Origin of the sequence: Sporosarcina sp. NCCP-2222 (assembly GCF_023168145.1) — a bacterium.
Taxonomy (GTDB): domain Bacteria; phylum Bacillota; class Bacilli; order Bacillales_A; family Planococcaceae; genus Sporosarcina.
In genome coordinates this window covers 1-17,463 of record NZ_BQYK01000014.1, presented here as the reverse complement: position 1 = coordinate 17,463, position 17,463 = coordinate 1, and the positions used below count along the sequence as shown (strand labels likewise).

Genomic DNA, 17,463 nt, shown 5'->3' with positions numbered 1-17,463 from the left:
TTGACCAATCAAGAATTTGATTTAATAGTTGGTTTACTCTTGTCTAAAAATATCATGAGATACGGGCTGTCCCCAAATTATACGAGCGGTTTGCGACGGGATACGAGCGGTCATCAGAATATACGAGTGGTTCGGAAGAATATACGAGAGGTTCTAGAAAGATACGAGTGGTTCGAGACGCGATACGAGCTGTATTCAGATTATACGAGCGGTACGGAAGCGTATACGAGCGGTTCGTCCATTTCCGCTAGACGCGGGAATGAACAGTTCATTGCCTGCTCCAACTCGCGCTAAATGCAAAAAACTTCCTCTTTCTCTGCACAATTAAAAACTCCCCCCTTCCACGCAAATAAAAAAAACAGCGGACTCCATTAAAAGAGTCCTGCTGTCCTAACTTCATTTACCAAACTTCACTGCTGCGATGATAAACATTACCCAGCCGATGATGAAGGCTACGCCGCCAATTGGTGTAATGGCGCCGAGTATGCCTACGCCAGATAGGCTTAATGCATACAAACTGCCGGAGAAGATGATGATGCCTGCAAGCAGCAGGTATCCTGCCCAGCTAAGCTGCGCAGAAGGCCCGAGCAAGGAAGAGCTCATCAGAATTCCGACTGCGATGAGGCCAAGTGCATGGAACATTTGATATTGCACAGCGGTTTCCCAAATGGCAAGATAATGTTCCGAAAGTTTTTCTTTTAATGCGTGGGCACCAAATGCCCCGAGTGCGACTGCAAGAGCGGCGTTCACTGCGCCCGCAATAATAAAAAATGGCATATGTATCCTTCTCTCCTTCAATTCGAGTACCTTTTAAGGGGGTGTCTGCGGCAGGAGATTTATCGAACAAATGCAGCAAAAGTCGTCCTGTCCATCTCCTAACCCGACCCTGCTCTACTTATCGTACCTCGTTTCCACCTGTTTTACCCTATGGATTGCATGACAAGTTTTCGACAATTTGCATGTAGAGCGACTGACATGAAATCCGAGTACAACAAAGGTGTCTCAACAAGCTATCAAAAGTCAAAAAGCGAGCCGCCATTCGCATCCTCTTCCTCTAACGGCCTGCCCTCCAGTGGTACTGTTGAAGAAACAGGCTGCGTGATTATTGGCTGCTGGACTCGTTCCTTTGGCAGCTCCGTGCGCTCTGGCCTTACTGAAGGAGTAGCGCCGAGCACCACTTCACAAAGCGAGCGGATGGCAGCAAGCGCTTCACGGACAGCCCGTTCGTCGTGAGCCGTTCTGGCCTGTTGCAGTTGACGTTCCATTTCAGCTAACACTTGTTCATGCGAAATCATTTTCCGGCTTCTCCCTTCTTTTGTGCAAAATGCATGCATTCCATCCCCGAAGATCGGCGGACGACAACGGATGGGAGTTCGCGGGTCTTAAACCCATAAACTTTGCAGCCGCGCGGATGCTTGGGATCCCACGTCACAAAGAAATGCCGGCATTGAAAACAGTTAACCGCCACGTTCATCTCCCTCTTTCACTTTCCACTGTATCACGGATGGCGAGCAAATTACACAGTGCGGCACCAGTCAATTGGCTGCTCTTCCCATTGCTGCAGTTGTTCATTCACCTTCGAAAACGGCCGGCTGCCGAAAAAGCCGCGGCTCGCACTGAGCGGACTTGGATGCGGGGATTCGATGATCGCATTTCGATTTGTATCAATCAAACTCTTTTTCGTCTGAGCAGGTTTCCCCCATAACACAAAAACGACCGGTTCATGGCGAGCCGACAACTTACGAATCACTTCAGCCGTAAAGAGCTCCCATCCTTTGCCCCGATGCGAATGGGCCTCGCCTTCCCGTACCGTAAGCACCGTGTTGAGGAGGAGAACGCCTTGCTCTGCCCACCCCGTCAGCATGCCATGCACTGGAATATCACAACCGATGTCCGTCTTTAATTCTTTGAAAATGTTGCGAAGGCTGGGCGGCAGTTTCACTTCTTCTTTTACGGAGAAACTGAGGCCGTGCGCCTGCCCGGGGCCATGATAAGGGTCTTGCCCTAAAATAACGACTTTCACCTGATGGAACGGCGTCAATTGAAAAGCTGTCCACATATCCTCCATCTGTGGATAAATAGGCGCTGAAGCATATTGTTCTTTTAGAAACTCCCTTAAATGTAAGTAATACGGTCGCTGGAACTCTTCTGCCAGCACTTCGTCCCAATCATTCTTAAACAATTGTTTCATCGCATATCACTCCTTGAAGTTAATGGTTACGTCATAGCCTGCGAATGAAAACATTTCTTTTAACGTCTTCTCTGCATTTTGTTCGGCCATTTGCAATACCCCTTGGCCTGCACTCTCTTCCAAAATCAATTTCTTTGCTTCCTCTGCGAGTTCGTAGCCTTCTTGAATGTCGGCCTTTTCCCGGAAGACTCCTTCATAGGAATAGATTTCAACCTGGTCGAAGTAAATTTCCGCCCCGCCCAGGAAGGATGCAGGCGGCAACTCTAATGTGGCCGTTTTGTTCTTTTCATTTATTGTAATATCCTTTTCAGTTAAATGGCTCAGGTCCACTCCCGCTTTCACCGAGCCAGGAATGACAACGAGCAATTGGCGTTTCGTGCCGGGGAGATTAACGCCGATACTTTGGCCAAACAGCTGGTTATCCTGCCTTTCAATGATGACTTTTGTATAGGATTCCGCTGTCGCGATTTCATTCAAATCTTGGATTCTCTCTAAAAAGACACCCTTGTCCTCCGTGAAGGTGCTGCCTGATTTTAAATAGTAGAAGGTAATGAACGGTAAAGCGATGACAAGAAGCACAACAAGGACCGCAACGAGAAGTATCGATCTTCTCCACATGGAAAAGAAAGCCTTCCCCATTCTCCAAAAGCTTGTCCGACTTCTTCTGCCTGTCACAGCTTCCATTGTGACAGCCTGTTCTCCCTCCGCCGCTTTCAGCTCTTCCAGTATCTTTTCCATCTCTTTAATCTTCTTCTTATTTCCCATACCCGGCTTCGCCCTCCTCCATACGCCACTTCTCTCTTTTTCACGTATTTTCGCTAGTAATCTGTACGTTCAGCCTATCGAAAAGTTTCCGATTCAACAACTGAAAAGATGCCCTGTGCAGGAGTCTCCTGGAAAGGGACAATTTCCGACAATTGTATTTTTTCTTCGTTTTGATTACCATTAAAGACGTACGTAAACCATCATAAAGGGGTTTTCTGTTATGACGTTGAAAAAGACACTAACCATTGCGGGATCAGATACATCAGGCGGCGCTGGCATTCAGGCCGATTTGAAAACATTTCAAGAACACGGAACCTATGGCATGACCGCCTTGACGGTCATTGTCACGATGGATCCCGATAACAATTGGGCGCATCATGTCTATTCCCTGCCCATCGACGTATTGAAAGCGCAACTACAAACAGCCCTTTCGACAGGCATCGACGCAATTAAAACAGGTATGTTGAGCACGGAAGAAGTCATCCAGACAGCTGGAGAGGCAATCAATGAATCCGGGCTCGATCATGTTGTCATCGACCCGGTCATGGTATGTAAAGGGGAAGACGAAGTATTGAATCCAGGCACTGTCGATGCGATGGTGAACTATTTACTGCCGAAGGCGGAAATCGTAACACCTAACTTGTTCGAAGCAGGCCAATTGGCTGGCATGAAAACACCGACGTCTATTGAACAAATGAAGTCAGTCGCCGAAAAAATACATTCACTTGGCGCAAGAAATGTAGTTATTAAAGGCGGCAAGCAATTGCAGCATGACAAAGCGGCAGACTTGTTCTATGATGGCCAAACATTCACGCTGCTGGAAGCTGAAAAGACGGACACGCATTACAACCATGGCGCTGGTTGCACTTTTGCAGCTGCCATCACTGCGAACCTTGCGAATGGACTTGACGTCCGCGAAGCAGTGATCGAGGCGAAAAAGTTTGTCACGGCGGCAATCGCGAACGGCTGGAAGCTGAATGAGTATGTCGGTCCAGTGATGCATGGCGCGAAAAACCGTTTGGGAGCTCCCGAAATTACGACTACAGAAATCTAAATCTGATGGGAAGCCGTCTCTCCACAGAGGCTTCCTCTTTTTTTATTCTTTCAGGCCCTAGTCGGAAGATGCATGTGGACGTGCCCCATCAAGCACGTATACTGCAATCATCCAAACGTTTCGCTATACTGAATAAATACATGACTATGTAAGTAGGAGGAGTATGAATGGAACTCGTACAACCGGCTCATTTGCAAGAACTGATTGATTCCTTTGCGAATAAAGACGTGTATATACATTTAGAGACGACCAATGGATCCTATGCCTCGCATTTCAAGGAAGGTTTTTTCAATGCGGGGGCTTTTATCCGTAACGTCGTCGTGAAATACGAACTTGGAAAAGTGGCTGGCGAATCACCGCACCGGATCGGATTGAAACTGCCGTACGGATGGGTTTATGCCCAAGGGATCACGCATTATACACTCGATGAACATGGAAGGCTGCTAATGGCTGGCCTAGACCCGGACGGCAAGCTTGCCGTATCGCTAGAAATCAGCGAAACGCCTTTTACATATTAAGACCACAGCGGACGCGTTACTATAATTATGCAAGGAGGATTTCTTATGATTAAACAAGAACGCCATGTGCTTGTAATATTTCCCCATCCGGACGACGAAGCGTTCGGCGTGTCCGGTACGATTTCCACCTATCGTGAAATGGGCATCCCAGTCACCTATGCCTGCTTGACGTTAGGAGAAATGGGCCGGAATTTCGGCAATCCCCCATTCGCCAACCGGGAAACGCTACCTCAGATCCGGAAAAAGGAACTGTTGAAAGCAGCAGAAGCGATGGGCCTTGATGATTTGCGCATGATGGGGCTTCGTGATAAAACGGTAGAATTTGAAGATGATGAAAAAATGGTGAAGCTCGTTGCAGATTTGATTGACGAGACCCAGCCATCTCTCGTCATTTCCTTCTATCCGAATTTGTCTGTCCATCCTGATCATGATGCAACGGCGAGAGCAGTAGTCCGGGCTATCCGGCGCATGCCGGAAAGTGAACGGCCGACTCTCTATACAATTGCCTTTGCCCATAACACGAAGGAAGTGCTTGGGGATCCGGACATAATTCACCATGTGGAAGGCGCTGCAAAGAAAAAACTGGCAACGATGAATGCCCACGCATCCCAAACGGTCTGGATGATGCAGGATATGGAAAAACGCTTGGCTGAACAAGACCCAGAGGCATTGAAATGGCTTCATTATGAACGGTTTTACACATATCGATGGGATCAGGATTTCGAATAAATAGAAAGAAGCCGCCCGGAAACAGGCGGCTCCTTTCCTTATTTAATTTGCAAACGCTTCCATCCCTATATCTTTATAAAACAACTATATTTTTGAAGTTTACGATTAGATAGAAACGGTTATAACATATTGGTCATGGCAGCAGCCTTCTACTATCTCAATGCAATTGACTGATTAGTAGGACTTTTTTCACCACCATTTACATTCGAACTAATCTACTATATTATGTATAAACATTCATAAAAATATCATATTTATACATCAGAGGAGAGAGTACGTTGAATCAGTTCCGCTTATCCACTTGGTTTTACTTTTTGATTCCATCTATACTTGGAATAATTTTATTCATGATTCCATGGCCATTTGAAAGCGGCTGGAAAGTGCCAATTGCGAAGTTGGCCGATTGGCTTTCAGGCATTGTAGAACCGGCTATGCCGATGGCAGCCACTATCATCATTACTATTGCAGCACTTGGTTCTGCCATCTTTTTATTCATTCCAAAAGACGGAAATAAACCTTCCTTATTGGAAAGTCTTTTTAAGGTAACGCCTTTCTGGACTATTACTCGGGTTCTGGGAGCCATTTTTGCCATCATGGTCACATTTAAAATGGGACCTGAAGCAATTTGGAGTGAAAATACAGGCGGTCTTTTGCTGGCGCCGGATGGTCTTGTTTCTTTCCTATTCACCATCTTCTTATTTGCCGGGCTCCTGCTGCCGCTTCTTTTAAACTTCGGTCTACTCGAGTTCTTCGGCACGATGATGGTAAAAGTAATGCGACCTTTGTTCCAATTACCGGGGCGGTCCTCTATTGATGCTCTCGCTTCTTGGATAGGCGATGGTACTATCGGTGTCCTGCTTACAAGCAAGCAATACGAGGATGGCCATTATACAAAAAAAGAAGCAGCGATTATCGCGACAACTTTCTCTGTTGTTTCAATTACCTTCTCGCTCGTCATTATTGATACGGTTGGACTTGATCGCTACTTCCTTCCATTCTACGCAACTGTGGTTGGCACAGGTATTATCCTTGCGCTAATCATGCCGCGGATTTATCCGCTGCGTGGCAAGAAGGACGAATATATCGATGGACGGGCTTATACAGGTGAAGAGGAAAAGCTGCCGGAAGGATACAATGTATTCAGCCACGGCTTGGAGAACGCCCTCGTCACGGCATCAAAAAACCGGAACCTCGGTAAGATTTTCACGGACGGGATGCGAAATGTATTTGATATGTGGCTTGGCGTTGCACCTGTCGTCATGGCATTCGGTACGATCGCTCTGATGCTGGCTGAATATACGAGCGTCTTCACGATTCTCGGAAAACCATTTGAACCAATCTTATCCGTTCTCGGCATTCCGGAAGCTGCAAATGCGGCACAGTCCATGGTGGTCGGATTCGCTGATATGTTCTTGCCTGTCATTTTGGCAGATGGTGTCATTACATCGCAAATAACATTGTTCACGATCGCAACGATTTCCGTTGTTCAGCTGATCTATATGTCAGAAGTCGGTGGTTTGATTCTTGGAACGAAAATACCGATCAACATCTTAGACCTCATTATCATATTCATCTTGCGAACGCTCATTGCCCTGCCGATTGTTGCAGGTGTAGCGCATCTATTGTTTTAATAACAACGAATCCCCTCACGGCCGTTATGTGGCAGTGAGGGGATTTTTCTTACATGGTGACTGTCCGTTTCATTTTTTACGCGACATCTATTTTTTTACAAAACAACCTTTGAATAAGCGTTTCCAGCAAAAACGGCATTTCTTTAAAGGCACTTTCTACATGCAGCCGTTCTGTCTTCTGATGCGCATCCTTTCCGAATGGCCCGACATTTAACACAGGCGCTTTCAATTCACCCATCTCTTCAAACGGTATGCTGTACGTCTCGCCCCAAACAGGGGTATTTCTTTCAAATGAGGTCCAGCCTTTCGCTGTATCGTCATAATTCACATAGCTTAAGTCACAAATGCCATTGAAATAATGGATTTGCTCCAGGGCAATGTCGAAGGACTTGCCCGTCTCCTGCACGAGACGAACTGCTTCTTGAATGAATGGATCATTAGACGAGTTGACGGCCGGATAATAAGGCGGGGCGTACAAAAGCACGGTAGCCGGCGCAAGCTCTTGGCATTGAATCATCAGATCATCCACAATGCGGAGAGATTTCTCCCGGTCATCCCATTCATCATGCGCCAGCACCTGCGCTTTCAGCCGTTCCACTTCAGCTGTTCCCAGTTTCTCTTCTGCATGAGCGAGCAATTGCTCATAACGCAGTACCCTCACTTCACCGATGCCTTTCACTTGTTCCCGCTCACAAATGGCCTGGTAGCTTTCATTGCATGCCGTCATGGCCTCCCTTGCAACTTCCTCGAACAAGTCCATGACGTCTGCCGCAGTCCGTTTGAATAAAAAGACATTATAGAGCGCCGCAGCCCGGTAAGGAGTCTGGGTCGAGTATTGGAATTTCAGATCCTTCTGTTGCAATGAAACCGGAAGCGGTGTGCTTTCTCCGAGGTCTGTCTCACGGAATTTTTCATTCCATTCCATCCGTTGCGTCAGGAAAGAAGCAATATAATTGGCTGTCATTCCTTTGAGCGGCTCACCGACATGTGTTTCTTTCCCATAAAATAATGCAGCAGGCATGATCTTTCCGATGGTACCGGAATAGATGTATTCCTTAGTATCCGTTGGCCCCTGCGAGAAGGACGGTTCACTGTTCAAAAAGAGTTTATACGTAAGGCGATACTCATCTCGCAAGCGGACAAGCGCCTTGACGGCTGCACGCATGCCTGCCGAATTCACTTCTTCATCCGGAACAGCTGTCAGCAAAAGATTAATTGGCCACTGTTCGATACTCGCCTTTTCTATCAGCTGCATATGAAGGGCGAGACCCATTTTCATGTCCATCGTTCCACGGCCGAACAAGTAATCACCGGATTCGAGGTCTACCCGTGCAGCGAGGGGCAGCTCATGTTTGAATTCATGAAGCTTTTGAGTCAATTCCTCCGGATGGTAGGCAAGCGGCTCCAACACGCCATATTCTTCGGTTTGGACAGTATCAAAATGACTGATCAGCACGACTGTTTCCACAGCATCCGGATGCTTGTAAAGCGCGGTCAATGTACTACGCCCGAGCCCTGCATCATGTAATACTAACTGCTCAGGATGCTCCTGAAAGTAACGAAGCTGCTCCATCTTCATTTTCAACTTTGCGGAAAAAGTCCGCTCTCCATCCGTTAATGTTTGGCTATCCCAGCTGACAAGTTCGCATAATAATTCCCGCAGCGTTTCAGATGTGTTCCACTTGTATTGATTCATACCAAAAACTCCTTATTTAAACCCGTATTTTTAATAGGGTACGAGATGTTGTCGTCTTACCCTATTGTCCTGCTTGCACAATCAGCAAAGACCTTCTGAGAATTTTTCCGCTATCTTTACAAAATATTCGATTCCGTACCGCATCGCCTTTTCATCCACTTTAAACTTTGGATGATGCAGAGGATACGCTTGCCCAAAATCCGCGTTATGGACGCCGATGAATTGCATAGAGGCAGGTACGACTTCCGAATAGGCTGCAAAATCTTCCGCTCCAAATATCGGTTCTGCCAACGGGATGACATTCTCTGAGCCGACCAATTCTTCCGCAACACTTTTTGTAATAGCCGTCGCTTTTTCATCATTGATGACGGCTGGGCAACCGATATCCCATTTCACCTCTACTTGCGCACCGTGAGTAGCCGCAATTCCTCTTACCACTTGCTCCAAATAGTCCCTTGCCTGGACGCGGACCTCGGGATCAAGAGAACGGATTGTTCCGCCAAGCTCGGCCGTATCCGCAATGACATTCAAGGAATTGCCACAATTAAACTTAGTGACTGTAATGACTGGCGCTTTTAGAATTGGCAACTTTCTTGCAACCACATGGGAGATATTCGTGGCAATTTCGGCACCAATGATGAGCGGATCAACTGTCAACTCAGGTGTTGAAGCATGGCCGCCGCTGCCAATGATTTTAATTTCAAAATCATCACCCGCTGCATTCATAGCCCCGGCACGCATCGAAAACTTTCCAGCTTCTTCATATGGGTAGACATGAAGCGCGAATACGTAATCGACGCCTTCCATAACCCCTTTCTCCACTAACTCGATGGCTCCTCCAGGGGTCACTTCTTCCGCGTGCTGAAAAATGAAACGAAATTCGCCGCTCAACTCATCTTGTTTATCAGACAACGCTTTTACTGTACCTAACAGCATGGCTGCATGGACATCATGCCCACATGCGTGCATGACTCCCGAATTCTTTGATTTGAAATCGATTTCGGTTTCCTCTACGATCGGCAACGCATCGATATCCGCTCGAAACGCAATTGTATACGTCTTGTCCGCCGTTTCCTTTCCACCTTTGAGTACCGCATAGACGCTAGTTTTCGTTGGACGCGTCACTGATACACCCGGAAAGGTACTGACAAGATGATAGATATAATCAGAGGTTTTGTATTCCTCATAGGACAGCTCTGCATTTTCATGTAGATGCCGTCTCCACTTGATCACTTCTTGTTGTAAATCTGTAGATTCACTCAACACCAACGCCTCCTCATGTTGTTAAAACGGTCCATAATTGATTGCCTGTGCAATGATTAAAAAGATGATGGCAATCACGACTTGCATGAGAAAATAAGGGAAGACCCATTTCACCCATTTCGTGAACGGAATACCGGCAATGGCTAACCCGGCCAGTAAGACGCCGCTTGTCGGAATAACCATATTTGATATTCCATCACCCATCTGGAATGCGAAAACAGCCGTTTGCCGGGTCACGCCGATCAGATCTGCCAATGGTGTCATAATCGGCATTGTCAATGCTGCCTGGCCACTGCCCGAAGGAACGATAAAGTTCAGGAATAGCTGCATAATGAACATCCCGACTGCGTTAATGGAGGCTGGCAAGTGCCCAACTAGCGAAGACGCATAGAACAAAATCGTATCCAGCAAACCGCCGTTTTTTGTTATAACTAATATAGTTTGAGCGATCCCGATGATGAGGGCTCCTGCAACCATTTCACGTGCTCCGGCGATGAATCCATTAGCCATCTGGTTCGGTGATAATTTTCCAATTACGCCCATAATGATGGCGCTTAAGAGGAAAATCCCTCCGATTTCACTGATATACCATTGAAATTTAATTACACCAACAACAAGCGCAATAAAGTTCAACAGCAATACGAGTAACGCAAGCTTATGACGCAGGCTCATTTTAAAGTTTCGATCGATTTCTATCTGTTCGTCCGGATTAAACTTTCCATAAACACCTTTGCTTGGATCTCTTTTCACTTTCCGTGCATGGAAATAGATATAGAAGACAGTCAATAAATAAAATACGACATAAATCGCAATTCGCATCCCCATGCCTGAATAAATCGGCAGCTCTGCAATGCTTTGTGCGACTGCGACATTGAAGGGGTTTGTAATCCCGGTAACAAAACCGGTTGCCAGTGTACCAAGCATGACAATCGCAAATCCGGTCAACGCATCCATTCGAAGCGCCATTGTCATCGGCACGATGATCGCAATGTAAACGAGCGTGTCTTCAGCTGATCCAATCAATGTCCCTAACAATGAAAAAATTAAGACCAGCAGCGGAATTAATAGTTTTTCCTTTGTCCCAAAACGCGCTGCCACAAAAGTGATGAACGAATCAATTGCTCCGGTCGCTTGCATAATTCCTAAAGCGCCACCAAATAGAAAAACGAATAGAATGATTGGTGCACCTTCCACTAATCCATGATGGACGCTGTTGAACATCTCCAATGGGCCAACAGGCGAAGAATCAACGAAGTGGAAGGAGGTCGGATCCACAACAGTCCGGCCGTCCTTTTCCACCCGATCGTATTGGCCGGCTGGTACAATATAAGTTAATATCGTCATAACGACGATGACTATGAACATAAGGAAAAAGGCATTAATCCCTTTCTCCGGTGTTTCCTGAGTTTGTACATAACTCCCCTTATCTTCCCTCATCCTGCCACCCCTATAGTTCTCAATATTTAGAAAATTTTAGCTGCATTTATATTACTTCACAGGCTTGGCCTTTATGTCTGAAAGTGCCTGCTCCTTCTTCTGCAATTTCACTTTGTAAAATATCATACAAGCGATGAAAAACCCTACGCCATAGAACAAGCCAATACGTTGGCTCGGGTCAAAAGCCAAGAATATGAGAATCAACAGACAAAACGTGATACAGATGATTGGAATTGCAGGATAGAAAGGCACTCGAAAGCCTAAATCGCTTACACGTCCCCCTGCTCTCAAATACCGTTTGCGGAACATAAGCTGTGAAGTTGCAATTCCCATCCACGAAATCGTCACCGCGATGCCTGCAATCGACATGAGGAGAACAAATACTGCATCCGCTTCCATAACACTTGTCAATAAAGACAACAACGAGAAAGCCATTGTAAAATACAACGCATTCAAAGGCACTTTTCGTTTCGTCAGCTTGCCAAAAAGCTTTGGAGCCATTCCCTCATTTGCCATCGACCATAATAAACGGGTAGATGCATATAAGCATGAATTTCCGACAGACAGAATGGCTGTCAGGATAATGAAGTTCATAATGCCTGCCGCATACGGCACACCTGCAATCTTCATCAGCGTAACAAACGGACTTTCCAACAACCCAAGTTCTGATGAAGGAAAAATCGCAGACAGCACGATGATAGAGGCGATATAAAAAATCACAATCCGGAACAGGATGGTCCGAATGGCTCTTGGGATGTTTTTTCCCGGGTCATCCGTTTCTCCTGCCGCAATGCCGACCAATTCGGAGCCTTGGTACGAGAAGATCACATTCATCATCGTCACAAAGATGATGGCTATCCCTGCTGGAAATAGTCCGCTCGGCGCCAGATTCGTCAAGTGAGGCACCGGCCGGTCCGCTAACGGAATCCATCCGAAAATGGCTGCCACTCCGATAATAATAAAAGCGATAACAGCAAGCACTTTAATTCCTGCAAACCAAAATTCCGCTTCCGCGAATCCTTTTGTTGACAGGGCATTGAGGAAGAACAGCAACACCATGAATGCCGCACACCAAATCCAGACGGGTATATGGGGGAACCAATGTTGCATGAGAATTCCTGCTGCCGTAAACTCCACACCGGCTGTAGCCGCCGAACCGACAAAATACATCCAGCCCAAGGAAAAACCGACAGAAGGACTAATATAGCGGGTTGCATAAAGTTGAAACGATCCGGTTACCGGCATATGAACCGCCAGTTCTCCAAGACATGTCATGACCATGTATAAAATCAATCCGCCGATTAGATAACCAATGATCGCTCCGCCCGGCCCTGCCTGATTAATGGTGTACCCTACATTTAAAAACAACCCCGTCCCGATGACGCCGCCAAGCGACAGCATGAGCAAATGGCGGCTTTTCATCGAGCGGTTTAATTCCAGTGGTTCGGTGTTTCCCCTTGTGTTTGACATTCGATTCCCTCCCTTTCAAATTAGAAGCGAAGCGATAGACAGCTTAAACCACCGTCATGCTTTCGGACCTCTGACATGTCCAATTCAATTGTTTCATAGCCCGCTTCCACTAGCTTACGTTTCGTCTCCTCGTAACCACTCGGAATAATGACATAGTCATTGACACGAATCATATTAGCGGAATACTCATCTTCCTTCCCGATGATAATTTTTTCATAGGAATCAAAGGCTGGATGTTCAATAAACTCACCTGCTACGACCATACGATTTTCCCCTACGTACGCAATGCCAGTCTTTAAGTGGAAGAATTCCTTCAACGGGATGATTGTTGCTTCATACCCTTCCGCTTCAAGAATCGATTTTAATTGACGAGCGCCCTCTTCGTTTGTCCGATCGGAAATGCCGATGTAGAAACAGTCTTCTGCTTGAAGTACATCACCGCCGTCCAACGTGCCTGGCGCTTCAATATGAAATACTTTATCGTAGAATTTTCTCAGAACCGGTTCCATCTCTACAATTTCACGATTTCTGGAATCTGCTCCCGGATTGGAAACGACAGCAAATTCAGATGTCAATACAGCCGTATCTTCTACAAATGTTGAATCCGGAAATTCCTCACTGGCCGGTAGATGTGTGACAGCTACTCCACATTTTTCTAATGCTTCTACGTAAGCCTCATGCTGCTTGATCAGCACGTCATAATCCGGAGTCCCTAGATCGGAAGTCGTTAATCCATTTAAATAGCTCTTTCCTGGTGTTTTGACAATTACATTTTTAAACATATAAATGCTCCTTTTTTCTGTGTATTTTTATCCTCTGACAACCGGACAAGTCAGACATGTCGGTCCACCTGTACCCTTAACACTAATTTCTTCGCCTTTGTATTCGTGAACAGTTGCTCCGGCTTCTTCCAATTGCCGTTTCGTGAAATCGTTTCCATTCGGAATCACACAAATACGTGGAGCAAGCGCAAGCACATTGCAGCCGAGCACGTCATATTCTTCTTTTGGAACTTCGATCAACTGAATGCCCCGTTCCAGTAACAGCTGTCTAAAAAACACGGGCATTAATCTGGAATGGACAACAGCCAAATCCTTGTCGACCATACTGATGAAGGACATCAAATGGAGGCACTCTGCTTCTCCTAAATCATGTGGAAGCTGCACAACGATGAATTCATCCACCATATTGGCCGTCAGTTCTTTTAACTGGCGAATCGCTTCGTCATTTGTCCGGTAACCCCGGCCGACTGCGAGAGTCCGATCATCCAGCCAAACAATATCTCCCCCGTCAGCTACTGCCTCTCCGGTCAACTCGCCTACGATGGGAATGCCCTTTTCTTGCAGAAATTCTTTATACACTTCTGCTTCCGGCTGCCGCAATGATTTCCCGGATTTTAAAATGATTGCCCCTTCAGGCGTGAACTTAACCGGATCGTGCGCATAGAGGGAATCCAGTCCCACTTTCTCTGAAGCCGGCAAGTAATCAATTTGCTCGACATGCTGCTCGAGGATTTCTATGAAGTTCGTGAACTCTTCCACAGCCTCTTCAAAACTTGGTTCCTCTAAATAGTTAAATGTTTTCCAAGCGCCTCCCAAATGCGCTTGACTTTGAAACGCCTCGTTCGGATGCTTCACAATGACATGTTGCAACGGTGCAAACATAGAAGAACAATATTTCATTTCACTCACCCTTTTCCGCATAGTGGAAACACTTTCCGTTGAAAGGAAAGATTATATGTAAAATATATTCCCGTCATGATATAATGTCAATGTGTTTAGAAAAAAATAATTAGATTTTCACTTCTAACTCATTAATTTTATCTGACTATTTACTTAGGCGGTGTATTTTTATGCAATCTATCGATCGTGCAATGACTATTGCCAAAATACTAGCTTCCCAACCAACCGAGGTCGGTTTACCGATATCTGAACTGGCACAAGAATGCCGATTGCCACTTAGTACACTCCATCGCATTTTGCAAGCGATGATTAAACAAGGCTTGGTCGAGCAAGACGGACAAACGAAGTACTACAGACTTGGAACGATCTGGCTGGAATATGGGCTTCAAGTCTATGACACGATGGATTATGTGAATAAAATTCGTCCTGAATTGGATCGGTTGGCAAGAGAAGTGGAAGAAAGCGTCTACTTAAGCAAACCTGCAGGAGAAGAAGCCATTATTATCGAACGCATCGACAGCGAAAACAATCCGATTCGGATCTACGACCAACTGGGCAGCCGGATTCCGATGCATATTGGAGCGGCGAACAAAGCGATGTTAGCCGCTATGCCGGCGACCCGGCGCACTGATATCTTATCTGGATTAGTTTCAGCAGGCGAGATGAAAAAAATAGAGGAAGAACTCTTGAAAATTGGCCAGCAAGGCTATGCGGTGAGCCACGGGGAGAGAACAGATGGCACCTCGTCGGTTGCCGTGGCGGTGATAAATGGATTTGGTGAAGTAATTGGGTCCATCAGTATCGGTACCCTGACATTCAACCTTTCGGAGGACCGGCTTGCATTTCTTATTCAGCAAATACTCGATGTCGGACAACGAGTTTCCAACAAACTGGGCTATCGCCCATCGGATAGGCGATAAGAATTAAAAAAACCGCGAACAGTGATTCGCGGTTTTTTCCTATTAGGACAATTTCTTTTTTAGTTTTGCCAGCATATCTTCCGTCATGGCATCCAGGTCGTATTTCGCTTTGAAGCCCCACTCTTCGATTGCTGCAGAAGGATCGATATGATCTGGCCAGCTGTCTGCAATCCCTTGGCGCACTGGATCTACATCATAAGCCATTTGGAAGTCTGGAATATGCTTTTGAATGGCTGCTGCGATTTGAGATGGCTCAAAGCTCATAGCCGTTACGTTGAAGGCATTCCGGTGGATCAATTTCGACGGGTCAGCTTCCATCAAGTCGACAATCGCCTGCAAAGCATCCGGCATATACATCATGTCCATATATGTGCCCTCAGCAATGAACGAGGTGTACTTCCCTTCCTCGATCGCTTTGTAATAAATATCAACCGCATAATCGGTCGTACCGCCGCCCGGCTGTGCTACGTAAGAGATGAGGCCCGGGAAACGGACGCCGCGTGTGTCAATTCCGAACTTATGGTAATAATAATCGCACAGCAATTCGCCTGCCACTTTGTTGACTCCATACATTGTCGTAGGGCGCTGCAGCGTATCCTGCGGTGTATTTTGTTTCGGCGTGGATGGCCCGAATGCACCGATTGAACTTGGTGTGAAGAACTGCATGTCAAGTTCCCTCGCTACTTCAAGCGCATTCATTAATCCACCCATATTCAAATTCCAGGCGAATAATGGATTCTCCTCAGCTTTCGCGGATAATAGTGCTGCCATATGCATGATCGTGTCAGCCCCGAATTTTTTAGCAAGCTCCGACATCTGCTTACCATCCGTCACATCCAACAATTCAAACGGGCCAGACGTTTCCCCTTCAGGTTTTCGGATATCAGTTGCCAAAACGTTGTCTGTTCCATATTCGGAACGAAGCTTCTCTATCAATTCGGAACCGATTTGGCCAAGGGCTCCTGTCACGATGATCTTTTTCATATCGCATACTCCTCCTAATTGACAAGTGTATTTTTGGGAAGGACAAATTATTTCAGAATAAATGAAAGTGTTATTATTCCGGTATCATTCGATTATATTATGTACTTCCGGTAAATACAACCAGCAGTTTCACTTTCCAATATATACATGATCCCCCCCTTTTCCCCTGTCATCTGCTATACTTAGGGAAAAACTGAGGTGTACCCATGAAGGGTAAATTATTTCTTTTTATCGGCATGATGATTGCCTTTTATGTTTTATTAAAATTAAAAATATCTCTTTGGATCGTCTTTATTATCATTCTTTTGGGCACATTCGCCATTTCATTTGGCTATCCAGTTTTCATTACCTATCGCTCCAAAAGCATCCGGATGATCGACCGGTTTATTGTCTCGAATCACAGCAAGCCGTTATTTGGCTATGCGCATGCACTCGCCTACGGAAGCAAAGAAGATGTGATCCAGTCCTTGAAACGGATTATTGCCTCCTACCCACAAGCTGAAGTACAGGAGATCTACAAAGCCAATTTAGCCTTTTATCAAAAGGATCCAAAAAAGTTAAGAGAGGTCGCCCAAACTATGTCCTCTCCCGATTTCAAGAACTATTACAGCGGATTGGCCGCTGTGTTGAAAAAGGACTTGCCTTCAGCTGAAGAACTGGCTAAAGAAATCCGGACGCCATGGACATATCACTCGCTGCAGGCCGCAATCGCCTGGAAGCGAAAAGACGGGCAGCAATTCCGGCAAGAAGCCGACAAGGCAGTGAAACATGCAGTTGGTATGCAGCGTTATGTTATATTCCATACAATGAAACGATTGGAAGAAGGAAGGGTTTAATCTTCGTAAGGAGGTATGAACCGATGGAATACCTGGAAGATTCGTATGTCGAATAGAATAATGGCCATCGAGGGCTCGTTATTGAAGTGAGATTGGACGAACAGACATGGTAGGACATTGAACTTCCTTATAGAAAAATTCAACTGTATTTGCCGATGAAGTAGTAAAAGAAGTATACATTCCTACTAAAATAGCCATACGAAAAACCCGCCAACTTGAAGTGACCCCTAAAAGTTAGACACGATATTGCTTCAGGCAGCTTGGGTAAAATGAGTTCGGTATTGTAC

General features: G+C 46.0%; 18 protein-coding genes. 7 read left to right on the top strand and 11 right to left on the bottom strand.

Features of this window, described 5'->3' with window-relative positions; genetic code table 11:
• A partial coding sequence (locus NCCP2222_RS19670) for a hypothetical protein (RefSeq protein ID WP_248514107.1) occupies nucleotides 1-294 on the top strand: 294 nt, incomplete at its 5' end.
• A gap of 102 nt (nucleotides 295-396) precedes the next feature.
• Here NCCP2222_RS19670 and NCCP2222_RS19665 read toward each other — a convergent pair.
• From NCCP2222_RS19665 to NCCP2222_RS19645, 4 genes are all read right to left on the bottom strand, one after another.
• Nucleotides 397-777 carry a DUF423 domain-containing protein gene (locus NCCP2222_RS19665; protein ID WP_248514106.1) on the bottom strand — a complete coding sequence of 127 codons (381 nt, stop codon included), beginning with the start codon at nucleotides 775-777 and terminating at the stop codon, nucleotides 397-399.
• Nucleotides 778-1,013: 236 nt separating this feature from the next.
• Nucleotides 1,014-1,295, bottom strand: a complete 282-nt coding sequence (locus NCCP2222_RS19660; RefSeq protein ID WP_248514105.1) for a YwdI family protein — start codon at nucleotides 1,293-1,295, stop codon at nucleotides 1,014-1,016.
• A gap of 221 nt (nucleotides 1,296-1,516) precedes the next feature.
• Nucleotides 1,517-2,191: a uracil-DNA glycosylase gene (locus NCCP2222_RS19650; RefSeq protein ID WP_248514103.1), complete on the bottom strand. Its 675-nt coding sequence runs from the start codon at nucleotides 2,189-2,191 to the stop codon at nucleotides 1,517-1,519.
• A gap of 6 nt (nucleotides 2,192-2,197) precedes the next feature.
• On the bottom strand, nucleotides 2,198-2,956 hold the full coding sequence (locus NCCP2222_RS19645) for a DUF4230 domain-containing protein (protein ID WP_248514102.1): 759 nt from the start codon (nucleotides 2,954-2,956) through the stop codon (nucleotides 2,198-2,200).
• A gap of 220 nt (nucleotides 2,957-3,176) precedes the next feature.
• Between NCCP2222_RS19645 and thiD the strand changes: the two genes are divergently transcribed.
• The 4 genes from thiD to NCCP2222_RS19625 all read left to right on the top strand — a co-directional run bounded on the left by thiD (nucleotide 3,177) and on the right by NCCP2222_RS19625 (nucleotide 6,888).
• Nucleotides 3,177-4,010: a bifunctional hydroxymethylpyrimidine kinase/phosphomethylpyrimidine kinase gene (gene thiD, locus NCCP2222_RS19640; protein ID WP_248514101.1), complete on the top strand. Its 834-nt coding sequence runs from the start codon at nucleotides 3,177-3,179 to the stop codon at nucleotides 4,008-4,010.
• Between the two features lie 167 nt (nucleotides 4,011-4,177).
• A complete protein-coding gene (locus NCCP2222_RS19635; protein WP_248514100.1) occupies nucleotides 4,178-4,528 on the top strand; it encodes a YojF family protein in 351 nt (116 codons plus the stop codon).
• Nucleotides 4,529-4,576: 48 nt separating this feature from the next.
• The gene (gene bshB2 / locus NCCP2222_RS19630) at nucleotides 4,577-5,257 is read left to right on the top strand and encodes a bacillithiol biosynthesis deacetylase BshB2 (protein WP_248514136.1); all 681 of its coding nucleotides are present in this window, start codon (nucleotides 4,577-4,579) and stop codon (nucleotides 5,255-5,257) included.
• A gap of 278 nt (nucleotides 5,258-5,535) precedes the next feature.
• Nucleotides 5,536-6,888, top strand: a complete 1,353-nt coding sequence (locus tag NCCP2222_RS19625) for a YjiH family protein (RefSeq protein WP_248514099.1) — start codon at nucleotides 5,536-5,538, stop codon at nucleotides 6,886-6,888.
• A 76-nt stretch (nucleotides 6,889-6,964) separates the two neighbouring features.
• Here the strand turns inward: NCCP2222_RS19625 and NCCP2222_RS19620 are convergent, their stop codons facing one another.
• The 6 genes from NCCP2222_RS19620 to NCCP2222_RS19595 form a co-directional block, all read right to left on the bottom strand.
• Nucleotides 6,965-8,584, bottom strand: a complete 1,620-nt coding sequence (locus NCCP2222_RS19620) for a M20/M25/M40 family metallo-hydrolase (RefSeq protein ID WP_248514098.1) — start codon at nucleotides 8,582-8,584, stop codon at nucleotides 6,965-6,967.
• An 81-nt stretch (nucleotides 8,585-8,665) separates the two neighbouring features.
• On the bottom strand, nucleotides 8,666-9,847 hold the full coding sequence (locus tag NCCP2222_RS19615; RefSeq protein ID WP_248514097.1) for an amidohydrolase: 1,182 nt from the start codon (nucleotides 9,845-9,847) through the stop codon (nucleotides 8,666-8,668).
• 21 nt (nucleotides 9,848-9,868) lie between these two features.
• Nucleotides 9,869-11,284 carry a YfcC family protein gene (locus NCCP2222_RS19610; RefSeq protein ID WP_248514096.1) on the bottom strand — a complete coding sequence of 472 codons (1,416 nt, stop codon included), beginning with the start codon at nucleotides 11,282-11,284 and terminating at the stop codon, nucleotides 9,869-9,871.
• Between the two features lie 51 nt (nucleotides 11,285-11,335).
• The gene (locus tag NCCP2222_RS19605) at nucleotides 11,336-12,754 is read right to left on the bottom strand and encodes an amino acid permease (protein WP_248514094.1); all 1,419 of its coding nucleotides are present in this window, start codon (nucleotides 12,752-12,754) and stop codon (nucleotides 11,336-11,338) included.
• 20 nt (nucleotides 12,755-12,774) lie between these two features.
• Entirely contained in the window at nucleotides 12,775-13,536 is a 762-nt protein-coding gene (locus NCCP2222_RS19600; RefSeq protein WP_248514093.1) for a dimethylarginine dimethylaminohydrolase family protein, read from the bottom strand.
• 27 nt (nucleotides 13,537-13,563) lie between these two features.
• On the bottom strand, nucleotides 13,564-14,436 hold the full coding sequence (locus tag NCCP2222_RS19595; RefSeq protein ID WP_248514092.1) for a dimethylarginine dimethylaminohydrolase family protein: 873 nt from the start codon (nucleotides 14,434-14,436) through the stop codon (nucleotides 13,564-13,566).
• Between the two features lie 170 nt (nucleotides 14,437-14,606).
• On the opposite strand from NCCP2222_RS19595, the gene NCCP2222_RS19590 reads away from it, so the two are divergent.
• Entirely contained in the window at nucleotides 14,607-15,356 is a 750-nt protein-coding gene (locus tag NCCP2222_RS19590) for an IclR family transcriptional regulator (protein ID WP_248514091.1), read from the top strand.
• 42 nt (nucleotides 15,357-15,398) lie between these two features.
• Here NCCP2222_RS19590 and NCCP2222_RS19585 read toward each other — a convergent pair whose 3' ends face one another.
• Nucleotides 15,399-16,340, bottom strand: coding sequence for an L-threonine 3-dehydrogenase (locus NCCP2222_RS19585; protein ID WP_248514090.1), 942 nt, complete (start codon nucleotides 16,338-16,340; stop codon nucleotides 15,399-15,401).
• Between the two features lie 206 nt (nucleotides 16,341-16,546).
• On the opposite strand from NCCP2222_RS19585, the gene NCCP2222_RS19580 reads away from it, so the two are divergent.
• Complete coding sequence (locus NCCP2222_RS19580; protein WP_248514089.1) at nucleotides 16,547-17,176, top strand: hypothetical protein; 630 nt, start codon at nucleotides 16,547-16,549, stop codon at nucleotides 17,174-17,176.
• Nucleotides 17,177-17,463 lie beyond the last annotated feature (287 nt).